This is a genomic window from Campylobacter concisus (assembly GCF_015230035.1).
Taxonomy (GTDB): Bacteria; Campylobacterota; Campylobacteria; order Campylobacterales; family Campylobacteraceae; genus Campylobacter_A; species Campylobacter_A concisus_BK.
Window position 1 is genome coordinate 1 of the sequence record NZ_JAAKZD010000011.1, and the last position, 23,225, is coordinate 23,225.

The window sequence follows — 23,225 nt, forward strand, 5'->3', positions numbered from 1 at the left end:
TAGCTGGGTTTTCTGTGATCCTAGCTTTTAAATTTCCTTTTTCTATCTCTTTAGCTGTTGATACTGATTGATTAACAGCAGTAGCATCTTGATTAGCAGTGTCTTGTATCTTTTTGATGTTTTCGTTTATGAGTTCTGCCATAACGCCGAATTCATCTTTAGTTTTTACTTCTGTGATAACTGGCTCTTTGATCTCATAGTTTAGGAATTTAAAGAATGATGTTAAAGACTCTGATATATTTGAAAGAGGTTTTAAATATCTACCAACAACAAAGATCAAAAGTGCTATAACAACGATTATAAAGATGATAGAAGATATAAACTGCGAAACAAGAGTGCTATTTAGGCTATTATCATAATCACTTATAGAGTTTGCAGAGCAAACAAGCCAGTTAGCTTTATCATAAGATTCGCAAGCAAGAAGTCTCTCTGTGCCTCTAAGATTATAAGTAAATGTTTTATCTCCGTTTTTCTTATACTCGTTTGAGTAGTCATCAATGATCTTCATAGCTTCACTAGAGTCTGAGAGCACAAGTTCTTTAATCCTAAAATGAACGATCTTTCTATGCTCTAGATCAAATAGTGCTATCGCGCTACTTGGAGTTGGTTTTATCTTGTCAAGCTCAGCATCAAGTTTATCTATACCTATATCTCCACCAAAGACACCAACAACCTTACCGCCAACTACTACCTTTTTAGCGATAGTAATATTCATTACACCAGCTGAACCAACATACGGCTCCGTAAAAACAACACCGCCTTTTGCGATAGCATCTTTATACCAAACTCTAGTCCTTGCATCAAAATTTGTGCTTGCATCTAAAAGAGAAAATTTACGTCCTTCGCCATCAACATCAGCACTAAAAGTCGCTCCGTCGTTAGCATAACCAAAGTAAAACTCAAAAAATTCAGTTACTTGTGATGCTGTCATCAGCTCTTTTTTTAAGCTTTCTCTATTCTCTAAAATTTCCGGATGTAGTTCAAGGTATCTAACAAATTTTTCAACAACATCAATCTTATCATCAAAAAATGCATTCATATAGAACTGCAAAACTTTTGAAGCCGAAGTCTTAGACTCCTTTGCTAGATCATAAATATTCTCTTTGGTGTTTGTATAACTTACAGTAGAAAATACAGCCAAAGAGACAACTAAAAGCACTACGATAATGAGTGCTATTTTATTTGCCACTTTCTTCATTTGGTAAAACTCCTTGTTTAAATTAACTAAAACTATATCGGTAAAAAATAGTTTTAGTTAATAGCCAATTAATACTATTAAAGCATAAAATTTCAAGCTAAATTTCATATAAAACTTAGTTTCTAGCATCTGCTAAAACAAGTGCAAAAAGCGCATTAATGCCTGCTTTTTGAAGCGTATCTCTAGCTTCTAGTATCGTTGTGCCAGTGGTTACGATGTCATCGACTAAGATAACTGGCGCAGTGATCTTTTTTAAAATTTTAAAATTTCTTGGATTATTTTGTCTAAATTTAAGATCCTTGCCGCTATAACTGACACTGCTTGTCGCATGCAAGGCGTGAAAGATGGGTTTAATGTTTTTAGCACGAAGTTCATTTGCCAAAATAGCCGTGTGTGAGTAGCCTTGATGCACTCTATCATCTATCGGCAGTGCGTAAATTTGCTCTGGAAAGCTAAAGCTTTTAGCAAATTTCTTAAATGCAAATTTGGCTAAGTTTTTATAGATAAAAAGTCCGTGCATTTGGTGCTTTGAGTGGATGAGCTCTTTGATCTCAGAGTAGCCATAGAAGCTATAAATTTTAAAGCCCTCTAGCTCTCTTACCAAAGGGCTTGGCTCGCTTAAAATTTGCGAGCAGGTTTTACAAAATGTCTTTAGCGTAAAGCTCTTGCAAAACGCGCAAAACATCAGCTATTTAAGATAGCGATCGCAGAGCGTTTAACGGCGTCGTTGATGATGTCTGTTAAGAATGGCTTAAATGCTCCGCCAGTGCGAACTAGCTCAAATTTGGTTTGATTGTTTGAGATATTTTTGATGATGCTTTGATCACCTTTTTGAATTTTAAGAGTGATCTTTATCTTGCCCTTTGTGTTGTCGCTGCCATATCCGCTCATATTTGCTTCAAATTCGTTTATGAAAACTTCAACCACGACGCCACCCATGCCATTTACATTTGCGCCATGAGCTATGAGCTCTTTTTTAAGAGAATCGCCAAAATAGGTCGCGAGATCGTTTTGAAGCACGACGTATTCATCCACGGTGCCCTTGCCATCTGTTATAGTTGCTATAGTGCTTTTGTTTTTGCGACTATCATGCACCGCACTTATATAAACCTCAAAACCACTGCTTTGTTGATTTGAAACGATAGCCTTATAAGGATCAAACGCAAGCACCGTCTGAGTAGGCGCACAACCGCTCAAAAATAGGACAAAAAGTCCAAAGATAGCTAGAAATTTAAATTTACTCATATTTTTCCTTTCAAAGTTTAGTGATCTCATCAGCCACTTTTATGGCAGCTTGCTTGACTAAAAGTGCGATAAAGAAGTCAAACTGACCGCTTTTTGACGCCTCAAGCTCCTCCACGTGGTGTCTAGTAGAGATAGGAATTCGTTTTTTGAAATTTATATCTGAAAGCACAAGCTCGCCATATAGATGTCCGTTTAAAATTTCAGAGCTTCTAGAGTAAGTGCCTCTAAGCTCGTCAAATCTAAAATCAAGCCTATATGTATAAGGCGATGTTTGCGTATCCACGACAACGATGCCGCGCGAATTTAGCTCACGTTTTAAAAACATATAAAAGAGCACTTCAAGGCGTGGGTTTGAGTTAAAGACTACGCCGCTACCATCTTCTCTTGTGTAATAAATCGACCTTGCGCTGCTTCTAGCATCCACGATCCTATGAAAATAGACCTTCTTTAGCCCGACATTTATGTCGATCATATTTTTTTCTAAGCAGCAATTTATCGCCACGTCGCTTCTATACTTGACGCCATTTATAAAGACGCCATCGCCCCTGCCCCTGCAAGCGCTGCAGTCAGCTGGGATCCTCATGACCTCTTCAAAATAGGTATTATCTTGGCTGCTTATGCTCGCACTTTGCACGCCATCTATGCCCTCGCATGATAGACAAAGGCTAGCTTTTGCCACGCAGCCAGTTAAAAAGACGGCTGCAAAAACTGCTAATAATGTCGCTCTTAGCATTTCACTTCCTTTTGCTCTTTTTGTTTTTTGCGGAGATTTTTCACGCTCTCGCCTGCGATGCCGTAGTTGTTCGTATCGATCTCATCGATAATGACAACAGTATTTTGAGCGCTTCTACCTAAAATTTCGCTTATTAGTTTTGTAACTCCGCTTATCATCTTCTCTTTTTGCTCCACACTTGGGCTATCATTCTCTTTTGTCACGCAAATTTTCACAAACGGCATAGCGCTCCTTTTTGTAAATTTAGCACTTAAATTTTAATCAAACGCAAAAACCAAATGCGGCGGTATCGCAAAGTCAGACAAGGCGTGGGTAAAATTTACGACGGGAGTTACCATGGCAGGTAATGACCGAGTAAATTTTAGACACAACAAAGTATGACAAAGCGAGACAACGCATTAGTCTATTTTTAGGACGGATAAAAACGCCTCCTGCGGCAAATTCACCTTACCTATCGCCTTCATCCGCTTCTTACCCTCTTTTTGCTTTTCAAGCAACTTTCTCTTACGAGTGATGTCGCCGCCATAGCACTTGGCTGTGACGTTTTTACCCATTGATTTTACGGTTTCACGTGCTATTATTTTATTGCCGATACTCGCTTGTATCGCCACCTCAAAGAGCTGACGCGGCACGATCTCTTTCATCGCCTTTACAAAGTCCCTGCCCTTTGTCTGCGCCTTGCTCTCAGGCACGATGATAGAGAGCGCATCGACCGTCTCACCAGCCACTTTTACATCAAGCTTTACTAGATCGCCCACGCGGTAGTCGCTAGGCTCGTAGTCAAAGCTCGCGTAGCCTTTGGTGCTTGATTTTAGCTTGTCGTAAAAGTCCATCACGATCTCGTTCATCGGTATGTCATACTCAAGTAATACGCGGTCAGTCGTGATGTAGTCCATCTTTGTTTGTATGCCACGGCGGTTGTTTAAAAGCGTGATGATGTTACCCAAAAACTCGCTTGGCGTGATGATAGTCGCTTTCACGTATGGCTCAAGGATTGAGTCTATTTTATTGACTGGTGGCAGCTGGCTTGGGTTTTGAATTTTTAAATTTACCCCATCAGTTTGGATGACTTCATAAGTCACAGTCGGCGCTGTGGCGATGAGATCAAGATCAAATTCACGCTCCAGCCTCTCTTTGACGACCTCCATGTGAAGAAGACCCAAAAAACCAACCCTAAAACCAAATCCAAGTGCGACCGAGGTCTCTGGCTCATAACTAATGGAGCTGTCATTTAGTTTTAACTTATCAAGCGCGTCACGCAGATCTTCAAATTTATCAGTTTCAATAGGATAAAGTCCCGCAAAAACAAACGGCTTAGCCCTCTCAAAGCCGCCAACTGGCTCTTTTAGGGGATTTCTTGACTGCGTTATCGTATCTCCAACTTGCACGTCACTAACGTTTTTAAGTCCCAAAACCACGATGCCAACCTCACCAGCGCTAAGCGCTTTAGTCTTGATCGGAGCTATAGGGTTTGGATACATGAGGTCAAGCACGATGTGTTTTTTACCTGTTCCCATGACCAAAATTTCGTCATTTTTTGAAATTTCACCATCATAAACGCGCACAAGAGCAAGCGCACCAAGGTAGTTGTCAAACCAGCTATCGTAGATTAGTGCCTTTGTAGGCTTGCTTACGTCGCCATTTGGTGCAGGGATCCTTGTGATGATCGCTTCAAGCAGCTCTTTTATGCCAACGCCTGTTTTTGCGCTCACTTCGATAGCTCCTGAGCAGTCAAGGCCGATGATGTGCTCGATCTCATCTTTTACCTTAGCAGGGTCAGCCGCCGGCAGATCAATCTTGTTGATGACTGGGATGATCTCTAGGTTGTTTTCAAGTGCGATATAGACGTTTGCGATGGTTTGCGCCTCCACGCCCTGAGAAGCATCCACGACAAGTAGCGCACCCTCACAACTAGCCAAAGAGCGGCTCACCTCATAGCTAAAATCAACGTGTCCTGGGGTGTCTATCAAATTTAGAACAAAATTTTGCCCATTTAGTGCGTAGTTTAGGCGGACAGACTGAGCTTTGATCGTGATGCCACGCTCTTTTTCTATATCCATCGTGTCCATGATCTGCGAGCTCATCTCACGGTCGCTAACAGCGCCACACTCCTGAATGAGGCGATCAGCAAGCGTGCTTTTGCCGTGGTCGATGTGAGCTATGATGCTAAAGTTTCTAATGTTTTTCATATAAGCTTTACTTTTTCTGAGAATTTGGGCTTTATTTTGCCTAAAGTTGATTTAAAATTTGCATAATCTAATTTTAAATATTAAGTAAAAAGTAGTTAAAATAACAACTTTAAAAATAAAATTATGAAGGTTAAAAATGGCAATCCAAAGCGTAGAACCAAATGTGGCATATATGATAAATTCAGAGCTAAAATCATATAAACTTGATATTAAAATGGAACAAGAGAGCTTAAATAGTGAGATAGATAATGCCTTACAAGAATATGCCTCTAAGGGAGGTGGCAAAGGTGGCAACAAACCTGATGCTAAACTACTCTTACAAGATAAGAGCTTAAATTTTTATCCTGTATTGATTGAATACAAAGGCTATGAAGATAAGTTAGAAAAGTTAGACACCGACGGCAATGTAGAAAATCGCACCGCCAAAAATGAACCAAATTTTAAAAATATAAAAGAATACGCTGTAAATGGAGCGATCCACTATGCAAATGCTCTGCTTCACCATACAAGCTATACTGACATCATCGCCATTGGTGTCACTGGTTTTAAAGATAACAAAGGCAAACTCCAAACAAAAATCGGAGTCTATTATGTTTCAAAGTCAAATTTAGGTATAGGTCAAAAAGTTGGTGACTTTAGCGACCTTTCATTTTTAAAAATATCAAATTTTGATGAATTTGCAAAAAGCCTAAAATATCTAAATTTATCATACGATGAACTTGAAAAGATAAAACAAAAGCGCGAAAAAGAGATTGACGCCAGCTTAGTAAAACTAAATAAAGATATTTATGAAAAAGGAATTGGCGAGAATGACAGAGTTTATCTTGTTGCAGCTTCAATCATTGCTACTCTTGGTATACCTGGCAAGGTTGCTCCACTTGAAAAACATGAACTAAAATCTTCACCCGAGCAAGGCAACACTGATGGTGAAATTTTAACGAGAAAGATAAAAGCATTTTTGGACTGTAAAAGTATTCCAACAGATAAAAAAGATCTCATCATTCGCACACTATCAAACACAATCTTATCTGAAAATATTAATAAAGTAACAAACGGCGAAACACAGTTAAAACGATTATTTTCTAAAATAGTAGATGACTTAGGAATTTACTATAAAATCGGACTTACGACTGATTTTACTGGAAAACTATTTAACCAAATGTATTCATGGCTTGGTTTTTCTCAAGACAAGCAAAACGATGTAGTTCTCACTCCTTCATATGTTGCTACGCTTTTAGTGCGCCTTGCGCGGGTAAATAAAGACAGTTACGTCTGGGATTTTGCCACAGGCTCAGCTGGACTTTTGGTTGCTGCTATGAACGAAATGATAAAAGATGCTAAAGACAATATAAAATCACCTGAAGAATTTAAGCAAAAAGAGCTAAAGATAAAGGCGGAACAACTTTTAGGACTTGAAATTCTTCCATCTATTTATATGCTAGCTGTCTTAAACATGATAATGATGGGCGATGGAAGCTCCAACATCTTAAACAAGGATAGTTTAAGTGATTTTAGTGGCGAATATGGTTTTGGTAATGTTAAAGAAAAATTTCCTGCAACAGCTTTTGTGCTAAACCCACCTTATTCTGCGCCTGGAAATGGCATGGTCTTTGTAGAAACTGCTTTAAGTATGATGAGTAAAGGCTATGCCGCTATCATTATACAAAATTCAGCAGGTAATGGTAAGGCAAAAGAGATAAATAAAAAAATTCTTGAACAAAATACCCTTGTTGCAAGTATTAAAATGCCAACTGACCTTTTCTTTGGTAAATCAAACGTGCAAACAAACATCTATGTTTTTAAAGTTGGTGAAAAACACGAAAAAGACGAAATGGTAAAATTTATTGATTTTTCAAACGATGGCTACACACGCTCGAATCGCAAAAAAGCGAGTAATAATTTAAAAGATACAGACAATGCGAAAGAGCGTTATGATGAGCTTGTAAATTTGGTGCGGTTTGGTAAAAGCAAGCTTATAATTTTTAGCGAAGACGAATACTATGAGGATACTATTGATCCAAATAACGGTGCTGACTGGAACAAATCTAGACCAGTCGACACTATACCAACTTTAATAGATTTTAAAAGAACTGTAGGTGACTATCTAAGCTGGGAAGTGTCACAAATTCTTAAAAAGGAAAGTCCCAGTAAAAGAACTATCATCAGTCAACGAATTGCAAATTTAGAAAATGATTTTAAAGCGCATGGTGGAAAATTTAAAGAATATCGCATAGGTGATTTATTTGATGTTGAAAAAACTTGGATTTATGGCAAAAACAAAAATTATATAACACGATATGATAAACCAAATATTAACTCAGTTGCAGTTATAAGTGGAATTACTACAAATAATGGTGTAAATTATTATACAAATGATAAGTTGCCAGAAAATGAGATATTTAAAGAATGTTTAACAATTTCAACTCGTGGTGAATATTCTGGAACTGTAACATATCATTCAGAAAAATTTGTTTTAGCAAATAATATTTTAGCTATGCCCATGCCAAATTGGTCTAAGCGTGCTCAGCTTTTTATCGCTACAGCTATAAATACGCTAAATTATGGAGGTTATTCTAATTATCCAAAAAAAGAAACATTAAAACAAGAAAAAGTTATTTTACCAACAAAAGGCGACAAGATAGATTTTTTATTTATGGAAAATTTTATTGAAGAGCTTGAACGAGAATATGTTAAAGAAAAAGAGCAAAAATATACCAAAAAATTTGACGCGTGTCTTGCGGTAACTGGACTTAAAAATTATGAATTAACTGATACCGAAAAATCCGCCCTTACAAAATTCGACGAATTTAGCCGACGGGGGGGGTAGCGAAGAAATTTAAAATTGGTGATTTGTTTTTGGTTGTTTCAAACCCACAACTCAACAAAGAAAGTTTTCATTTTAGCGATAATGGTGAATACCCATATTTTACGCGAACAGTTTTAAATAATGGAATAGCAGGTTATGTTGATTATTTAGATGAAAAACATAAAATTAACGGCAATTCGCTAGCTGTTGGGATGCTTGGAATGCAATTTTTCTATATGAAAAAGGATTTTTACGCAGGCCAATTTACGAAAACAATTTATCCGAAATTTGATAATTTTAATAAAGACATAGCTCAATATTTTATATGTTGGCTTAATAAAAAACAAAATTTTTATCAAAGTCACTTAGTCCGTGACTTTGAAAGATTATTTAATGAGACAAAAATTTTACTTCCAATAAGTGAAGATGGTAAGATTAACTACAAATTTATAAAAGATTTCATAAAAGCTATCAAAAAGCTAGTTATAAAAGACGTCGTGCTTTGGGCTGACAAAAAGATAGAAGCAACCAAAAAGGTCGTTAATAAAGCAGGTTAGTGATGATGCCCAAAGTGCTCGTCTTTATGCTCGCTTTTTAGCTCGCAGATGAGATCGTCTTTGTGCCCAAGGCTCTCGCTCTCAAACTGAAGCGTGACGTGACCGATACCTGCGTGAGAAAGCTCGTGCTCGATGCGCTTTATCATCTTTGAAATTTCAGCCACGCTTAACGCATCATCCACCACCACGTGGGCTATGAGCGCGTTTGTGCCAGCATTTATCGCCCAGATATGCAGGTCATGCACGATTTTAACGCCATCTACGCCCTTTATAACGCCTAAAATTTCATCCGTATCAAGCTTAAGCGGCACAGCTTCGATCAGGATATTAAAGCTATCTTTTAGCAAGCTAGCGCCGCTTTTTATGATGAGTAGCGAGACAAAGATGCTTGCGATGCTATCGGCCTGCGTGAAGTTAAATTTCATCACAAGAAGCGCCGCGACGATGGCGCCAACTGAGCCAAGCGTGTCGCCAAGCACATGCAAATAAGCACCTTTCATATTTAAATTTTCTTTTGTATCAGCACTTTTATGCATATAAACAGCCACGACTAAATTTATAATAAGCCCCAAAATACTAACCAAAAGCATCGTTTCAGCCTCTATCTCTGGCTCGTTAAAAAGCCTGATGATAGCTTCAACTATGACAAAAACAGCAAGCGCGATAAGAGCGATAGCATTTATGAAAGCGGCGATGATCTCGACCCTTTTGTAGCCAAAGGTCTTTTGCAAATTTGCCCTTTTTTCTGCGATCTTAAAAGCGACCAGCGACAAAAAGAGAGCCGCAGCGTCTGAGAGCATGTGAAATGCGTCGCTAATAAGCGCAAGCGAGTTTGAAACGAAGCCAAAAACGGCCTCAACTATCATAAACGTGAAAATTAGAAAAAACGAATTTCTAAGAACGCTCTTATTGTGCATTATTGTCCTTCTTTTGGGTGTCGATCCTCTTACCGATATCTTTTAAATTTGAAAATTCCTCGATGAGCTTTGGCGAGTCGTCAAGACTGATGACGAAATTCCATATATAGGTCATCACAGAGTAGATGTGGCCGGCATTTGTCTGCTGCGAGCTTAGCACTATTATCGCCACCAAAAAGAGCAGCGAAGCGCTAATGCCGATGATAAAATAGCTCATCGCCTCCCTGTTTGAGATCGCTATACGAAATTTAGAAACGACATCGTAGTGCCTACTTAGCGTGCTTTTATTAAAAACACCTATCACCTTTGCCTCTTTTTCTAGGCGGTCATTTAAGCGAAGATAAAGATCGTCATTTTTCTTGATATATTTTAGCAAAAATATAAGAAAAAAGGTCATCACGGCAAAGCACGCCACAGCGACCTTTGGCTCGACAAAGATGAGCATAAACGCTGAGCCGATAATCGAAATGACCGATGTAAAAAACATAGGAAAATGCATCTCAAAGAAATTTACAAACTCTCGCGAGAGCGCTACTCTAGCGATGATGGCGGAGTCGTCTTTGGCATTTTGTTTTTCATTCATGATGACATTTACAGCAAGCTTTGCGTAGATATTTGCAAAAACTTGCGTATCCACGCGGCGCCTAATGGCTCCTACAAGCCACGCTATAAGCACAAAAAGTGCGTAAATGAGGGCATTTAACGTGTTTCCTTGCATGATTGCGTTTATCGCAAAGCCCGCAAATATCGGGTATGCTAGAAAAAGTCCGTTCTCTGCTAGCACTAAAGCAAAGGTTAAAATGAGCTTTTTGTTATGCTCGGTCGCTATGCTCTTTAGCGTTTTAAAGGCATTATTTTGCAAATTTTAACTCCAAGTTATCATAAATTTTTCGTAAATTTTAGCCTAAATTTGCAAATTTTGATAAATTTTTGTTGTAACACTTGACATTACAACAAAAAAGTATTATACTTCGCTCATCAGTTGTAAGAAAAAAGATTACAACAAAAAAACAAGGAGAACAAAATGAAAAATTATCAAGTTGCAAAGATCGCAAATGCGCCAAGAGTCGAGCTAAAAGAGGCTTTAAATTTAACTGGCTGTGAGGTATCTATAAATGAGCTTCCAGCAAATGTGAGCGTGCCATTTGTCCATTCGCACAAGCAAAACGAGGAGCTTTACATCATCACTGATGGCGATGGCGAGCTTTTCATCGACGGCGAAGTGATAAAAGTAAGCAAAGGCGACGCAGTGCGCATAGATCCAGATGGTAAAAGGTGCTTTAAAGCTGGCAAAAACGGTATCAAAATGATCTGCATCCAGACAAAACGCGGTAGCCTAGAGCAATACACTATGACTGACGGCGTGATAGTTGATGACGTAAAGCCAAGCTGGCTGTAAATTTAAAAAGCAAAATTTAAATAGCAATCTTAGGCACAAACGGCAAAAGCGGCGTAGATTTATCTAAAAATGGCTTCAAAACTCGGCGATCGTTAGAGACAAAGAGTAAAACGACGACGTAAAAGTTATCTATAAAAGATATTTTTGAGCCCACAAAAGCTGATCTAACAGGCTTTGACGCGGTTATCAGCGCATTTGCAGCATGGAGCGAAGAGACTTTTCCACTTCACAAAAAAGTGGCAGCTCACCTAGTAAATTTACTAGAAGGCACTAGCACAAGGCTCATCGTAGTTGGTGGCGCTGGTACGTTATTTGATGATAGCAAAGGCAGGTCATGGATACGCCAGACTTTACAGCTGCATATATGGGCGTGGCAAAGGCGACAGCGGAGTCATATTTTGAGCTAAAAGGTAGCACAAATGTACTTTGGACATACGTAAGCCCAGCAGGCGACTACGACGCAAACGGCGCTCGCACCGGCAAATACGTGCTTGGCGGGGATGATCTCATACTAAACTCAAAAAATGAGAGCTACATAAGCTACGCAGACCTTGCGCTTGCGATCATTGACGAGCTAAAAAAAAGAAATTTATCCAAAAGCGCTTTACCGCGGTCGGAGAGAGAGCATGAGTTTATAAATTTGATAGCTGGCGAAGACTCGTAAGTCAAATTTAGCTGGCTGTCTTTGATAGAAAATTTAAGTATAATCACGAAAAATTTAAGGACGATCATGCAAGTTGGCATTAAATTTTCAACTGCGATACACGCGCTTTTATGTGCTAAATTTTTTGAAAATGAGAAGGTTACAAGCGAATTTATAGCTGGCAGCATAAACACAAACCCAGTTATCGTTAGGCGCCTGCTTGGCACTCTAAAGGCCGCAGGGCTCGTAAATGTCGCAGCTGGAGTTGGTGGGGTGAGCCTTGCAAAAGAGCCAAAAGATATAAATTTACTTGAAATTTTTAACGCAGTAAATGATAAAGAAAAACTTTTTAAAATTCACTCTGACTCACCAAAAGCCTGCCCAGTTGGCGGCAGGATAGAAGAGCTTTTGTCTGGGCACTTTTTAAGAGCGCAAACTGCCCTAGAAAACGAGCTAAAAAACGTTACTTTGCAAGACTTATTAGACGAGCTTGCAAGATAAATTTAGGCTAGAAGCTTGATCCTTTCTAGCCTAAAATAAATTTACAAACTACTCCTGCATCGTGATCCATTTTTGCGCGATCCTGACGGCATTTGTCGCAGCTCCAACGCGGATCTGATCGGCACTACACCAAAGGTGAAGCACATTTGATCTAAAGTTATCAACCCTGATCCTGCCAACATAAGTCTCGTTTGTATCGCTTGAGATAGTAGGCATCGGATACTCTTTTTTAGCTGGGTTATCGACTACGACGACGCTTGGAGCTTTGCTTAAAACCTCTCTTGCCGCATCTGCACTCACGTCTTTGTCAAAGTGGATGGTGATCGCCTCAGAGTGGCTTCTAAGCACTGGCACACGCACGCAAGTAGCGCTCACTTCGATATCTTTGTGAAGAATTTTTTGCGTTTCATTGACCATTTTCATCTCTTCTTTTGTGTAGTCGTTGTCCAAAAAGACGTCGATGTGTGGGATCACGTTTAGTGCTAGGCGGTGCGCAAAGACCTTTGGCTCGCACTCATCAAGCTTAAATTCAAAAAACTTTTGCATCTGAACAACAAGCTCCTCCATACCCTCTTTGCCGGCGCCACTTGCTGCTTGATAGGTAGAAACATCGACCCTGTTGATACCAAAAGCGTCATTTAGGGGCTTTAAAATTTGAACCATTTGGATGGTTGAGCAGTTTGGATTAGCGATGATGCCGCGGTTTTTCCACATGGCGATGTCACTTGGGTTACACTCAGGCACGACTAGCGGGATATCTTTATCCATCCTAAAATGGCTGGTATTATCGATAACTACTGCGCCGCTGTCGGCTGCAAATTTGGCAAATTTCTCTGAAACTGAGCCGCCTGCACTAAAAAATGCGATATCGATCTCGTGCTCGCTAAAAACTTTCTCGGTTAGCTCTTTTACTTTATAATGTTTGCCCTTAAATTCGATCTCCATGCCAACGCTCTTTGCGCTTGCAAGTGGCAAAAGCTCACTAACTGGGAAATCAACCTCCTCCATAACTCTAAAAAGCTCTTCGCCGACCGCACCAGTAGCACCAACGACCGCTACGTTAAATTTTCTCATCTGCTCTCCTTGGTTTCTTTTAATTTTCTTAATTTGCATAATTTTACTAGCCAAAAACTTAAATTTTTACCTATTTTTTACTTCTCGCTTGCAAAAATAGATCTTTTGGCAAAATTTCATCGCCCTCGCTTAGTATCGCTGCACGCTGCACGACCGAGATGAGCTCTCTTATGTTGCCTGGGTAGTCGTAGCCCAAAAGCTCCTCTTTGGCTGTTTTTGAGAATTTTTTAGGCTCAAAGCCATACTCTTTGCAGCATTTGTCCAAAGCATCCTGCGCGATAGGCAAAATTTCATCCTTTCGCTCGCGAAGTGGCGGGATGAAAAGGGGGATCGTGTTTAGGCGGTAGAAAAGATCCTCCCTAAACCTGCCCTCTTTCATCGCAAGCTCTAAATTTGCATTTGTAGCGCAGATGATGCGAACATCTATCTTTTCGCTCTTTGTGGCACCAAGCCTTGTTATCTCACGCTCTTGAAGCGCACGAAGCAGCTTTGGCTGTAAATTTATAGGCATCTCACCGATCTCATCTAAAAATAATGTTCCGCCATTTGCCAGCTCAAACTGCCCTTTTTTGGTTGTCGCAGCGTCAGTAAAAGCGCCTTTTTCAAAGCCAAAAAGCTCACTTTCTATCAAATTTTCAGGGATCGCAGCCATATTTAGAGCGATAAATGCCGCATCTTTTCTTGGTGAGTTTGCGTGGATAAATTTAGCAAAGACCTCCTTGCCAACGCCGCTTTCGCCACTAAGCATTATTGAGGCGTCAGTTCTTGCAGCTTTTAGCGCGATATTTAGCGTCGCTTCAAGCGCCTTTGAAGTGGCTAAAAAGCCGTTATTTTCACTTTTAGTTTCAACTTTTTTTATGCTTTTTGGAGTTTTTTGCTTTAGCGCTTCTACTCTTTTTATCGCTTCATATAGCGTTGAGACGTCAAATGGCTTTGTTAAAAAGTCCTTCACGCCGAGTCTAACGCTCTCGATCGCCTTGTTAAGTGTGGCGTTTCCAGTCATTATGATGACGTCAAATTTGCCGTTTAACTCTTTAATGAACTCAAGTCCATCCATCTTTGGCATGTTTATGTCAGTGATTATTAGATCAGTGTCATCGCTTAGCTTTTTTAGAGCTTCAACTGCGCTCTTGTAGCTTTTAATGTTTAGCTCTTCATACTCGCCAAGTGCGATCTCAAGCGACTTTCGCATATTGATGTCATCTTCTACTATGACGATATTCATTTGATCTCTTTTTTATTGAAGTGTGCCGATGATAGCGGATTTTGGCTTAAATTCCACCATAAATCTAACTGGCAAAATTTTCAAATTTGAAGCGTTTGTGACCTGCGCATTTTTGACATTAAGCTCATTTTTTATCATCACTTTTTTTAAGACAAAGCAGTCAAAAATTTCATCTTTGTGTAAATTTAAAAAGCCAAGAGTTGTGGTATTTTCATCTTTAAAAGCGTCTATCTGGCAAAGAAATTTTGGTTGTGGATTTGGTGTGAGAGTCATCGCCTTTGAAAATGAAATTTCTTCAAAGGCAACTATTTGATTTTTTGTATCGACCTTCGCCCAGAAGATAAACTCCTCTAGGCAAAAGGCGAAATTTAAAAGTATCGTTAGTAAGAAAAGACTTCTCGCCACTTATCTTCGTCTATCTTAAGCTCCATATTTACCTTATAAAGCCCGTCTTTGAAATTTTCATTCACGATCCTTGCGTTTTTGACAAGACCTTGAACCTTTGAAGTGATAGATGAGTCGTTTAGCATCGCGTCTCTTACGGTGTCTTCAGCGTTGATCTTTACGCCGTAAAGCTTGCCAGCAAGCTGAGAATAAGCATCGGCCATCGCCGCTCTTTTTGCAAGTGTAACCGACTGAGCGTATGAGAGCGAATTTAGCGGAGCTATGCCCTCGCCTGTGGCTCTAAAAGTGGTCTCTCTTGGAGCGCTATCATATATCATCTTCTCTTTTTTCATCACCTCTCTAAGATCGTCTTTATCGACCTTTTGGATGACTACGTTGCGGTTTGATGTGCTAGTTGGCTCGCCCATAAAGCCGTTAAATGAGCAGCCGCCAAAAATAGCGATCATCAAAGCAAAAGATAAAATTTTAACCTTCATAAACAACCTTTTTTATGCTTTTATTTAAAATTTAATAGCAAAATTTATTCCAAAAGCCCCATATCTTCGCTTGGTGCTTCATCCTCGTCCTCGCCATCATCTGCCTTAGGGCATCTTGCGATACTTACAACATCATCGCCATCTACATTTACGACGATCACGCCGCTTGTATTACGTCCTGCTTTGCGGATGCTTTGCATATCAACTCTTATCATCTTGCCGCTTGATGTTAGAGCCATTAGATCTTGCTCTTCATCAACCATCACAACGCCCACTAGATCGCCTGTTCTGCTTGTTAGTTTCATGCAGATGACGCCTTTGCCACCGCGGTTTGTCAAGCGGTACTCATCAGCGGTTGTGCGCTTGCCGATACCTTTTTGAGATATGCTTAAAATTTCTTGGTCATTGCTTTCGATGACTGCTGCGCCTACGACCTCATCGCCTGGCTCTTTAAATTTAATGCCAGTTACGCCGCGTGCCGTTCTTCCCATTTGGCGAACCTTGCTGATCTTAAATTTAAGGCACATACCCTTTTTAGTAACGACAAATAGCATTGTCTCATCGCCTGAGCTTGCGTCTTCTTCGGCATTTACATTATCTTCGTCGATCTCATTTTGAAGCTCTTCAACTTCAAGCACCTCTGTCTCAACGCTTAGCTCATTTTCAGGGTCAGTCACTGGCATATCATCGTATGTCTGAGCGATGAGCGCAGTTACTAGCTCGTCGTTCTCATCAAGGCTTATCGCTCTTACGCCAACTGAGCGGATGTTTTTAAACTCGCTTAAATTTGTGCGTTTTACGATGCCGTTTTTAGTGAAGAATGCTAGAGATTTGCTCTCGTCAAAGTCAGTCGTTGGAATGATCGCTTTGATCTTCTCATCAGGCTGCAACTGGATCAAATTTACAACTGCTTTGCCCTTTGCCGTGCGGCTTCCCTCTGGGATCTTATATACTTTTAGCCAGTAGAGCTGTCCGCGGTCAGTCACAAACATAAGCGTGTCGTGGGTATTTGAAGTAAAGAAGCTCTCTATAAAGTCATCGTCGTATGTCGTGACCGCTACTTTGCCCTTGCCACCGCGTTTTTGCTTCTCGTACTGCTTGCTTGGCACACGCTTGATGTAGCCGCGGTGAGTTATGGTTACTACCATATTTTCATTTGGTATGAGATCTTCGATGTCGATATCATCGTAGTCATCAACGATCTCAGTAACTCTTGGCACTTTAAATTTATTTTTGATCTCAAGAAGCTCTTCTTTGATCAAATTTTCAAGCAATGTCTCGCTCTTTAAAATTTCATCAAGTCTTGCGATCTCAGCCATAAGCTCGGCTAACTCAGCCTCTAGTTTTTCTCTCTCTAGGCCTGTAAGCTTGCTTAGACGCATATCAAGGATAGCGTTTGCTTGAAGCTCTGAGAGGTTAAATTTACTCATCAAGCCTTCTCTAGCAACGGCTGTATCAGCACTATTTCTAATAAGCTCGATCACCTCGTCGATGTTATCAAGTGCGATCTTTAGACCCTCTAAGATGTGGGCTCTTGCGCGCGCTTTTTCAAGCTCAAATATCGTTCTTCTAATGATGACGGTTTTTCTGTGATTTAAAAATAGCTTAAGTAGCTCGATAAGGTTAAATACCTTTGGCTCTTTGTTATTAATAGCAAGCATAATAACGCCAAAAGTACTCTCCATCGTGGTTGATTTAAAGAGATTATTTAGCACGATGTCGCTCATCGCGTCGCGTTTTAGCTCGATGACTACGCGGATGCCGTCCTTGTCAGACTCATCTCTAACCTCGCTGATGCCATCTATCTGCTTATCTTTTACAAGCTCAGCGATCTGCTCGATAAGTCTTGCTTTGTTTGTTTGATATGGTAGCTCGTCGATTACTATGACATCTTTGTTCGGTTTTTTTTCTATGTGAGTTTTGGCTCTTAGTTTGACCCTGCCACGACCTGTGCGGTAGGCCTCTATGATGCCTTTTTTACCAAAGATAATACCGCCAGTTGGGAAGTCTGGACCTTTTATAAATTCCATCACCTCTTCAAGTGTCGCCTCTTTGTTTTCAAGAAGTAGTAAAAGACCGTCTATTAGCTCATCAAGGCTGTGTGGTGGGATATTTGTCGCCATACCGACAGCGATACCGCTTGAGCCGTTTAACAATAAATTTGGCACACGGCTAGGCAGAACATCTGGCTCAACCTCTCTATCATCGTAGTTTGGTACAAAATCAACCGTATCTTTGTCGATATCTTTTAAAAGCTCTTCAGTAAGCATGGTCATTCTAGCTTCGGTATAACGCATCGCAGCTGCGCTGTCGCCGTCAATCGAGCCAAAGTTTCCTTGTCCGTCAACGACTGGGTAACGCATAGAAAATTTCTGAGCCATACGAACAAGTGCGTCATAAACCGCTATGTCGCCGTGTGGGTGGTACTTACCGATGACTTCACCGACGATACGAGCTGACTTCATATAGGCACTTCTGCTGCCAACGCCGAGGTTATCCATAGCGTATAAAATTCTTCTATGAACTGGCTTTAGTCCGTCTCTAGCGTCAGGCAAAGCACGTCCGACGATGACGCTCATAGAGTAGTCAAGATAGCTATTTTTTATAGAATCTTCGATATCAACTGAAGCGATATCTTGAGTTAATTCAAGTAGATTGTCTTTCATTTTTATCCTTAAATTTAGCTTGTGGGATTTTAGCCAAAAATTGATAAAAACTTGCTAAGGGCAAAGCGGCTTGGGTTAAATTTAACCCTTAAGCACGCTCGTAATATGTAGCTCCGTTTGAAAAACGCTTTGTATAAAGTGGGGTGTATGGCACAAGATCAGCGTGTCCTGCGTATAGCCTGCCCTCTGGTTTAAGCATCCTATGCAGTCTCTCAACGCATTTTAGCCTAAATTCGTCGTCAAAATATATCATCATATTTCTTGAAAGGACGATGTCAAATTTACCAAGATTAAACATCGCATCGTCAAAAACATTTAAAATTTTAAACTCACACCTTGGTAAAATTTCTTTTTTGATGAAAAATTTGTCATCTTTTTTTGTAAAAAATCTCTCCTTTTGAAACTCGCTTAGCCTATGTAAGCTCCTCTCGCCATAGCTTCCGACGCTACAAGCTTGTATGGCTTCTGAGTTTATGTCGATGCCAGTTAGCTGGATATCACTTTGTCTAAGGCCAAATTCATAAGCAAGCATCGCAAGCGAATAGGTCTCATCGCCAGTTGAGCAAGGTGCGCATAAAATTCTAGCCTCCCCAAGCTCTTTTGCGTAGTAGATCACGTCTTTTAGCTGTGCTAGCTCTCTATAAAAATATGTCTCATTTACGGTGACTAAATTTAAAAGATCTTGCCTAAGCAGCGTGTCAAATCTTATCATCGAAACTAACTCTTTAAAGCTTTTTATCTGGCGATTTTTGGCAAATATACTAACTCTTTGCAGCGTGATATCCCTCTTTGGCTCTAGATCAACCCCGCAAAGCGTCTTTATAGTGCTCATAAATTCGTTAAATCCATCCATATCGCTTGGTGCTTTTGCCTCTAAAACTTCGCTTTGTTTATCCACTTTGTTAAAAAGCATTTAAAAACTCCTCAAGCTCTTTTCTTATCATCATTAAATTTAACGATTTTAAATTTTGATTTAGCTCTTTAGCACGCTTTGGCATGCCATAAACTATCGCGCTCTCTTCGTTTTCAGCTATGCATTTTGCACCTGCTTTATAAAGCTTATCAAGCCCAGCTGCGCCATCATCACCGATGCCAGTTAGCAAGATCGCAAGTAAATTTATATTTTTGGAGATCTGCGTGCCTGAGTTAAAAAGCACATCAACATTTGGCGTATATATCGTTTTTATCTCAGGTTGTGGCTTTGCACTAACTGGCAAAGTCGCTGAAATTTCAAAATTTTGATCACAGATATAGACGATATTTTCTCTTAAATTTGTCTTTTCGCTTAGAATTTCAACATTTATATTGCACTCCCTGCCCATTTGCGTGACAAATGAGTTTATAAACATCTTATTCATATGCTGAGCTATGACGACCATCGCACCATTTAAATTTATATCTTTTAATAGTTTTTTTATATGACCTGGGCCTCCTGTAGAAGCCCCTATTAAGACCAGTTTTTGAGCCACTAATTGCCTTTAAATTTAAAATTTACCACACAAATCAAGTTCTAAATTCGCCAAGTTTTGCATTTAGCGCATCTGTCATCTTGTTTAGATGCTCAGCAGCTGAAGCTATCTCTTCTACGCTTCTTGCACTTTGAGATGAAATTTGACTTATGCCCTCCATGCTTTTTACTATATCGTCAATATCCTTGCCAGTCTTTATATAGTCCTCGATAGTTTTATCAGATAGTCCTATGGCTGATCTCATGATACCACTCATATCTCTTATGGTGTTTTGCGCGTTGTTTGCCACGCCTGTCAGCTCGCTTATTTGCTTAGAGTTTATACTCATTTGCTCGCTACTTTCATTTATCGCTTGAACGATGACGTTGATAGTTGCGTTTATCTCAGTGAGGCTCTTTTGAGTGCGCTCAGCTAGCTTTCTAACCTCATCCGCAACAACTGCAAAGCCACGTCCATGCTCGCCAGCCCTTGCTGCCTCAATGGCTGCATTAAGGGCTAGTAAATTTGTCTGATCTGCTATGTCGTTGATAACCACAAGGACTGATTTAACCTGCTCAGCATCACGGCTAAGCTGCTCGATCTTGCCAGCCATTTGATTTTCTATATCTGATGTCTGAGCGATCTCTGAAGATAAATTTGAGATGGTATTTAGCGTCTCATCAACGTAGGTTAGCGCCTTTTGAAGGTCATCTTTGCCACCTTTTGCAACTTCGATTGAATCTTTCATATATGATTGTATCTCAGCGCAATCCTTCCCAGCGCTCTGAAGTATCTTACTTGAGTTTTCTACCCCACGGCCAGTTTGGACTGAGGTTGAGCTAAGCTCGTTTGCGATGGAACTGTTTTCATTTGAGATATCTTTTGCCTCGGCTATTAAAACCCTTACTTTTTCTATAAATTTATTTATGGCTTCGCTTGCCTTTGCTATCTCATCTTTGCCGACGACTTCTAGTTTTCTTGTTAGATCGCCATCGCCACTTGAGAGGTTTGTAGCTCGCGAGATTAGCTCATTTAGCGGTTTTGTGATAGAAAATTTAGAGTAAAGCATGGCAACTATTAGTGATATGATCAAAACTACAACGGCTATGACGATGAAATTTGTAGTGTTTGCATTGGCGTCATTTTGCATGGTAGCTGAAATTTTATCTATCTCTTTATACATGCCCTCAAGATCAACAACAGACATCAAAAGTACATCTTCATGAAATAAATTTAGCTTTTGTCCACGTGCTATCTTTCTTGTGGTTGAGCCATCCTTTGACTTCGAAACAAAATTTACAAAGTCTCCATTACTATTTTGCTTAGCCTTTTCGATAAGCTCTTTTACATATTTATAGCCATTTGCGTCAGTTGCGTCAAGCCTATTTTGTCCATTAAATTCAGGTATACCAGGGTTTGCAATAACCACGCCATCTATTGTTGAGAGACTAAAGTAACCAAGCTTACCATCACCAAATCTAGCCCTTGAGAGATAGTCGATGATATCTTCTTTTTGATCTTCTATGGTCTCGTTTGCGTCGTCATAGACCTCTTGAATTTTTAGCAAGATGCTTGAGACGATATCCATCTCCTCAGTTAAAGCTGCTCTTTTATCGGCCAAGACCGTTTCAGTCAGCTCTTTGGTAGAAAATTCTATCGCTTTGTTTTGCTCGTAAATGTTTAGAAATACTAAGATGGCTCCAAGCACCAGTAGGGACGAGACGATCATCATCGTCACTTTTGATGAAATTTTCATAATACCTCCTTTTTAATGTTTAAATTTCCTTAATTTTGAGATTATAGCACTATTAAAGTGCAATATTTACTTTTTATTTGTGATCTTATATAAAAAGCTAAATATCTCGGCCACCGCTTTATATAAATTTGGCGGTATCTCTTGATCGACCTCGACCTTGCTTAAAATTTCAATGAGATCAGGATCCTCTTTGATAGGTATATCATGCTCTTTTGCTAGGCTTATTATCTTGTTTGCTATCTCGCCAGCACCGCTTGCAAGCACCTTTGGAGCGTTATCTTGCGATCTGTTGTAGCCAAGAGCGACGGCTTTTTTCTTATTTACTTGCATCAAATTTTCTTATCAAAGCCCACATCAAGGCCGCCAAAATTTTTAAATCTATCGTTTAGCTTCACCTTTGGCAAGGTTTTGATGTTAAAATTTGAAACGATTAGTCCAAGCTTTGAGATCGCTTGCTTTAGCTCGCTTGAATTTCCTAAAATGAGCTCTTTAAAGTCATTTGTCTGCGTTGCCACCGATAGATCGATATAGCGTTTATCCACAAGCCCCACCATCACATTTATCTGCCCAAATTTTTTAAAATTTAGATCGATCTGGGCATAAAATTTATCCTTTTTCCCCTGTTTAAACGCGACATTTCCGCCCTCCACGCCGTCCCAGATGTATGGCATATAAGTTTGTATGCCCCCTTGCAGGCTTGAGACCATCTGGTGCATTTCTATTTGCGAGATCATCTTGTTTGCAGCATTTACAGTTTGGGCGTTTTGGCTCTTTTCGCTTATGTTTAAAAGCGTGCTTTTTACATCTTGATTTAGCACCTTTGAAATTTCACTCTGGCTCTTTGTCGTGATGTTGTTTATATCATTAGTGGCTAGTTTTAGCTGTTTTAAAAGTGCCTTACTCTCAGCTAGATCGCTTTTAGCTGTGCTTGCTTCTGGGTCTGCTAGACTTAGGCTGTGAGCGAGACGTCTTGCCGCACTTTGGAGCTTATCTTGCAAGCTGCCCTCTTTCGAGACGTCGCTAACCTCATTAAACGCCTTTACAAGTCCAGCCTCATCGCCTATGTTATTTAGCATTTTTAGATCGTTTTTTAGGCTCTCAAGGATAGCTTTTAGCTCTTTGTGATTTTGTGTAAAGCCAAAGTTTTGATTTAGCTTTTCACTCGCTAAATTTGCTACCTTTTCGCTTAAATTTGAGATGAAATTCTCCATCTTGCCGATCTGGCTTTTAACCGCGTCTGCGCTTTGCTCTTTTGAGAAGTTTTTATCAAGAAATTTAGCCACATTATCAAGCTTATCCACATCTTTTAAAAGCGTTTTTATGCTTGAGTTATCAAGGAGATTTTTAGCGTCACCACTCGCTTTTTCAAGCATAGAAGTAAGCTTCATAAATGAGTTTTGATTATCTAAGCTCTCATCATTTAGGGTTAAAATTTGACTAAGTAAATTTTGATTTGAGAGATTTTTTATATCACTTAGTAGCTTTTGTATCGAGCTTGGCAGTTTCTCTGGGGTAAGCGCATCTTTTAAATTTGCTTCAAGCATGACGCCAGAGTTTTTGATCTGATCATTTAGCGAGCCAGCTTTGAGATCTGCTATTGGCTTTAGAAATTCTTTTAGTTTTAGAGCAAGGCTCTTTATCTCAGGGCTTTCATTTTGCGTGGCTTCTGCCTCTAAGCTTTTTGCAAGATCAGAGAGCTCACTAGCTAAATTTGGAGCGATCTTTGTATCTTTTGCCTGAGATAAAATTTGCTCAGCTTTGCTAAGACTTGAAGCGCTTTTTAGATCATCAAGCACCCTTGCAACTAGCTTGCCAACGTTATCAAGGGCGTTTGAGATGGTCTGCTCGCTTGGCGTCCCAGCTGGCTGAGCTGGCTGATTTTTAAAAAGCGAGCCTTCATTTTTACGAACAGGCGCGTTTTGGGCGGCGTTTTGCCCAGTTTGAACCGAGGTGTTTGATATATTTAGAGAATTTGCTACGTCCATTT

At 39.8% G+C, this 23,225-nt stretch carries 23 protein-coding genes; 5 read left to right on the top strand and 18 right to left on the bottom strand.

What is annotated here, in order from left to right:
- The 6 genes from G6W41_RS07875 to lepA all read right to left on the bottom strand — a co-directional run.
- The coding region (locus tag G6W41_RS07875; RefSeq protein WP_275944626.1) for a cache domain-containing protein at nucleotides 1-1,198 on the bottom strand (1,198 nt) is incomplete at its 3' end.
- Between the two features lie 115 nt (nucleotides 1,199-1,313).
- Nucleotides 1,314-1,883, bottom strand: a complete 570-nt coding sequence (locus G6W41_RS07880; RefSeq protein WP_194171160.1) for a ComF family protein — start codon at nucleotides 1,881-1,883, stop codon at nucleotides 1,314-1,316.
- Nucleotides 1,883-2,443, bottom strand: coding sequence for a YajG family lipoprotein (locus G6W41_RS07885; RefSeq protein ID WP_194171161.1), 561 nt, complete (start codon nucleotides 2,441-2,443; stop codon nucleotides 1,883-1,885). The genes G6W41_RS07880 and G6W41_RS07885 overlap by 1 nt, the downstream gene beginning before the upstream one ends.
- Nucleotides 2,444-2,453: 10 nt before the next feature.
- Complete coding sequence (locus G6W41_RS07890) at nucleotides 2,454-3,176, bottom strand: hypothetical protein (RefSeq protein ID WP_194171162.1); 723 nt, start codon at nucleotides 3,174-3,176, stop codon at nucleotides 2,454-2,456.
- Nucleotides 3,170-3,400 carry a 2-hydroxymuconate tautomerase family protein gene (locus tag G6W41_RS07895; RefSeq protein ID WP_103566346.1) on the bottom strand — a complete coding sequence of 77 codons (231 nt, stop codon included), beginning with the start codon at nucleotides 3,398-3,400 and terminating at the stop codon, nucleotides 3,170-3,172. Before G6W41_RS07895 ends, G6W41_RS07890 begins: the two co-directional genes overlap by 7 nt.
- Before the next feature lie 174 nt (nucleotides 3,401-3,574).
- Complete coding sequence (lepA, locus tag G6W41_RS07900) at nucleotides 3,575-5,365, bottom strand: translation elongation factor 4 (protein WP_194171163.1); 1,791 nt, start codon at nucleotides 5,363-5,365, stop codon at nucleotides 3,575-3,577.
- Nucleotides 5,366-5,501: 136 nt separating this feature from the next.
- Between lepA and G6W41_RS10205 the strand changes: the two genes are divergently transcribed.
- Together G6W41_RS10205 and G6W41_RS10210 are read left to right on the top strand one after the other, a co-directional pair.
- A complete protein-coding gene (locus G6W41_RS10205; protein WP_430733020.1) occupies nucleotides 5,502-8,192 on the top strand; it encodes an N-6 DNA methylase in 2,691 nt (896 codons plus the stop codon).
- Nucleotides 8,193-8,221: 29 nt separating this feature from the next.
- Nucleotides 8,222-8,728: a restriction endonuclease subunit S gene (locus tag G6W41_RS10210; RefSeq protein WP_242039937.1), complete on the top strand. Its 507-nt coding sequence runs from the start codon at nucleotides 8,222-8,224 to the stop codon at nucleotides 8,726-8,728.
- Here G6W41_RS10210 and G6W41_RS07910 read toward each other — a convergent pair.
- Entirely contained in the window at nucleotides 8,725-9,645 is a 921-nt protein-coding gene (locus tag G6W41_RS07910) for a cation diffusion facilitator family transporter (protein ID WP_194171164.1), read from the bottom strand. The genes G6W41_RS10210 and G6W41_RS07910 overlap by 4 nt on opposite strands.
- The gene (locus G6W41_RS07915; protein ID WP_194171165.1) at nucleotides 9,635-10,507 is read right to left on the bottom strand and encodes an ABC transporter six-transmembrane domain-containing protein; all 873 of its coding nucleotides are present in this window, start codon (nucleotides 10,505-10,507) and stop codon (nucleotides 9,635-9,637) included. Before G6W41_RS07915 ends, G6W41_RS07910 begins: the two co-directional genes overlap by 11 nt.
- 162 nt (nucleotides 10,508-10,669) lie before the next feature.
- On the opposite strand from G6W41_RS07915, the gene G6W41_RS07920 reads away from it, so the two are divergent.
- From G6W41_RS07920 to G6W41_RS07930, 3 genes are all read left to right on the top strand, one after another.
- Complete coding sequence (locus G6W41_RS07920) at nucleotides 10,670-11,044, top strand: cupin domain-containing protein (protein WP_194171166.1); 375 nt, start codon at nucleotides 10,670-10,672, stop codon at nucleotides 11,042-11,044.
- Between the two features lie 334 nt (nucleotides 11,045-11,378).
- Nucleotides 11,379-11,708, top strand: a complete 330-nt coding sequence (locus G6W41_RS10215; protein ID WP_159071053.1) for a hypothetical protein — start codon at nucleotides 11,379-11,381, stop codon at nucleotides 11,706-11,708.
- A gap of 66 nt (nucleotides 11,709-11,774) precedes the next feature.
- Nucleotides 11,775-12,188 carry an Rrf2 family transcriptional regulator gene (locus tag G6W41_RS07930; RefSeq protein ID WP_103605824.1) on the top strand — a complete coding sequence of 138 codons (414 nt, stop codon included), beginning with the start codon at nucleotides 11,775-11,777 and terminating at the stop codon, nucleotides 12,186-12,188.
- Between the two features lie 48 nt (nucleotides 12,189-12,236).
- Here G6W41_RS07930 and G6W41_RS07935 read toward each other — a convergent pair whose 3' ends face one another.
- From G6W41_RS07935 to G6W41_RS07980, 10 genes are all read right to left on the bottom strand, one after another.
- The gene (locus tag G6W41_RS07935; RefSeq protein ID WP_103589737.1) at nucleotides 12,237-13,262 is read right to left on the bottom strand and encodes an aspartate-semialdehyde dehydrogenase; all 1,026 of its coding nucleotides are present in this window, start codon (nucleotides 13,260-13,262) and stop codon (nucleotides 12,237-12,239) included.
- Between the two features lie 70 nt (nucleotides 13,263-13,332).
- Nucleotides 13,333-14,487, bottom strand: a complete 1,155-nt coding sequence (locus G6W41_RS07940; RefSeq protein WP_194171167.1) for a sigma-54-dependent transcriptional regulator — start codon at nucleotides 14,485-14,487, stop codon at nucleotides 13,333-13,335.
- Between the two features lie 12 nt (nucleotides 14,488-14,499).
- Nucleotides 14,500-14,892 (bottom strand): hypothetical protein, encoded by a 393-nt coding sequence (locus tag G6W41_RS07945; protein WP_194171168.1) that lies wholly within the window; start codon nucleotides 14,890-14,892, stop codon nucleotides 14,500-14,502.
- Complete coding sequence (locus G6W41_RS07950; protein WP_002939671.1) at nucleotides 14,868-15,368, bottom strand: LPP20 family lipoprotein; 501 nt, start codon at nucleotides 15,366-15,368, stop codon at nucleotides 14,868-14,870. Before G6W41_RS07950 ends, G6W41_RS07945 begins: the two co-directional genes overlap by 25 nt.
- 44 nt (nucleotides 15,369-15,412) lie before the next feature.
- A complete protein-coding gene (gene gyrA, locus G6W41_RS07955) occupies nucleotides 15,413-18,034 on the bottom strand; it encodes a DNA gyrase subunit A (protein ID WP_194171169.1) in 2,622 nt (873 codons plus the stop codon).
- A gap of 88 nt (nucleotides 18,035-18,122) precedes the next feature.
- Nucleotides 18,123-18,947, bottom strand: coding sequence for a CheR family methyltransferase (locus G6W41_RS07960; protein WP_194171170.1), 825 nt, complete (start codon nucleotides 18,945-18,947; stop codon nucleotides 18,123-18,125).
- Nucleotides 18,937-19,503, bottom strand: a complete 567-nt coding sequence (locus G6W41_RS07965; protein WP_194171171.1) for a chemotaxis protein CheB — start codon at nucleotides 19,501-19,503, stop codon at nucleotides 18,937-18,939. The genes G6W41_RS07960 and G6W41_RS07965 overlap by 11 nt, the downstream gene beginning before the upstream one ends.
- Nucleotides 19,504-19,537: 34 nt before the next feature.
- Complete coding sequence (locus tag G6W41_RS07970) at nucleotides 19,538-21,238, bottom strand: methyl-accepting chemotaxis protein (protein ID WP_194171172.1); 1,701 nt, start codon at nucleotides 21,236-21,238, stop codon at nucleotides 19,538-19,540.
- Between the two features lie 66 nt (nucleotides 21,239-21,304).
- Complete coding sequence (locus tag G6W41_RS07975) at nucleotides 21,305-21,571, bottom strand: FlhB-like flagellar biosynthesis protein (RefSeq protein WP_223227339.1); 267 nt, start codon at nucleotides 21,569-21,571, stop codon at nucleotides 21,305-21,307.
- A complete protein-coding gene (locus G6W41_RS07980; protein ID WP_194171173.1) occupies nucleotides 21,568-23,223 on the bottom strand; it encodes a hypothetical protein in 1,656 nt (551 codons plus the stop codon). The genes G6W41_RS07975 and G6W41_RS07980 overlap by 4 nt, the downstream gene beginning before the upstream one ends.
- Nucleotides 23,224-23,225 lie beyond the last annotated feature (2 nt).

Coding starts and splice junctions, on each gene's coding strand:
- G6W41_RS07880 (WP_194171160.1), bottom strand. CDS start 1,883: ATGTTTTGCGCGTTTTGCAAGAGCTTTACGCTAAAGACATTTTGTAAA.
- G6W41_RS07885 (WP_194171161.1), bottom strand. CDS start 2,443: ATGAGTAAATTTAAATTTCTAGCTATCTTTGGACTTTTTGTCCTATTT.
- G6W41_RS07890 (WP_194171162.1), bottom strand. CDS start 3,176: ATGCTAAGAGCGACATTATTAGCAGTTTTTGCAGCCGTCTTTTTAACT.
- G6W41_RS07895 (WP_103566346.1), bottom strand. CDS start 3,400: ATGCCGTTTGTGAAAATTTGCGTGACAAAAGAGAATGATAGCCCAAGT.
- lepA (WP_194171163.1), bottom strand. CDS start 5,365: ATGAAAAACATTAGAAACTTTAGCATCATAGCTCACATCGACCACGGC.
- G6W41_RS10205 (WP_430733020.1), top strand. CDS start 5,502: ATGGCAATCCAAAGCGTAGAACCAAATGTGGCATATATGATAAATTCA.
- G6W41_RS07910 (WP_194171164.1), bottom strand. CDS start 9,645: ATGCACAATAAGAGCGTTCTTAGAAATTCGTTTTTTCTAATTTTCACG.
- G6W41_RS07920 (WP_194171166.1), top strand. CDS start 10,670: ATGAAAAATTATCAAGTTGCAAAGATCGCAAATGCGCCAAGAGTCGAG.
- G6W41_RS10215 (WP_159071053.1), top strand. CDS start 11,379: ATGGATACGCCAGACTTTACAGCTGCATATATGGGCGTGGCAAAGGCG.
- G6W41_RS07930 (WP_103605824.1), top strand. CDS start 11,775: ATGCAAGTTGGCATTAAATTTTCAACTGCGATACACGCGCTTTTATGT.
- G6W41_RS07935 (WP_103589737.1), bottom strand. CDS start 13,262: ATGAGAAAATTTAACGTAGCGGTCGTTGGTGCTACTGGTGCGGTCGGC.
- G6W41_RS07940 (WP_194171167.1), bottom strand. CDS start 14,487: ATGAATATCGTCATAGTAGAAGATGACATCAATATGCGAAAGTCGCTT.
- G6W41_RS07950 (WP_002939671.1), bottom strand. CDS start 15,368: ATGAAGGTTAAAATTTTATCTTTTGCTTTGATGATCGCTATTTTTGGC.
- gyrA (WP_194171169.1), bottom strand. CDS start 18,034: ATGAAAGACAATCTACTTGAATTAACTCAAGATATCGCTTCAGTTGAT.
- G6W41_RS07960 (WP_194171170.1), bottom strand. CDS start 18,947: ATGCTTTTTAACAAAGTGGATAAACAAAGCGAAGTTTTAGAGGCAAAA.
- G6W41_RS07970 (WP_194171172.1), bottom strand. CDS start 21,238: ATGAAAATTTCATCAAAAGTGACGATGATGATCGTCTCGTCCCTACTG.
- G6W41_RS07980 (WP_194171173.1), bottom strand. CDS start 23,223: ATGGACGTAGCAAATTCTCTAAATATATCAAACACCTCGGTTCAAACT.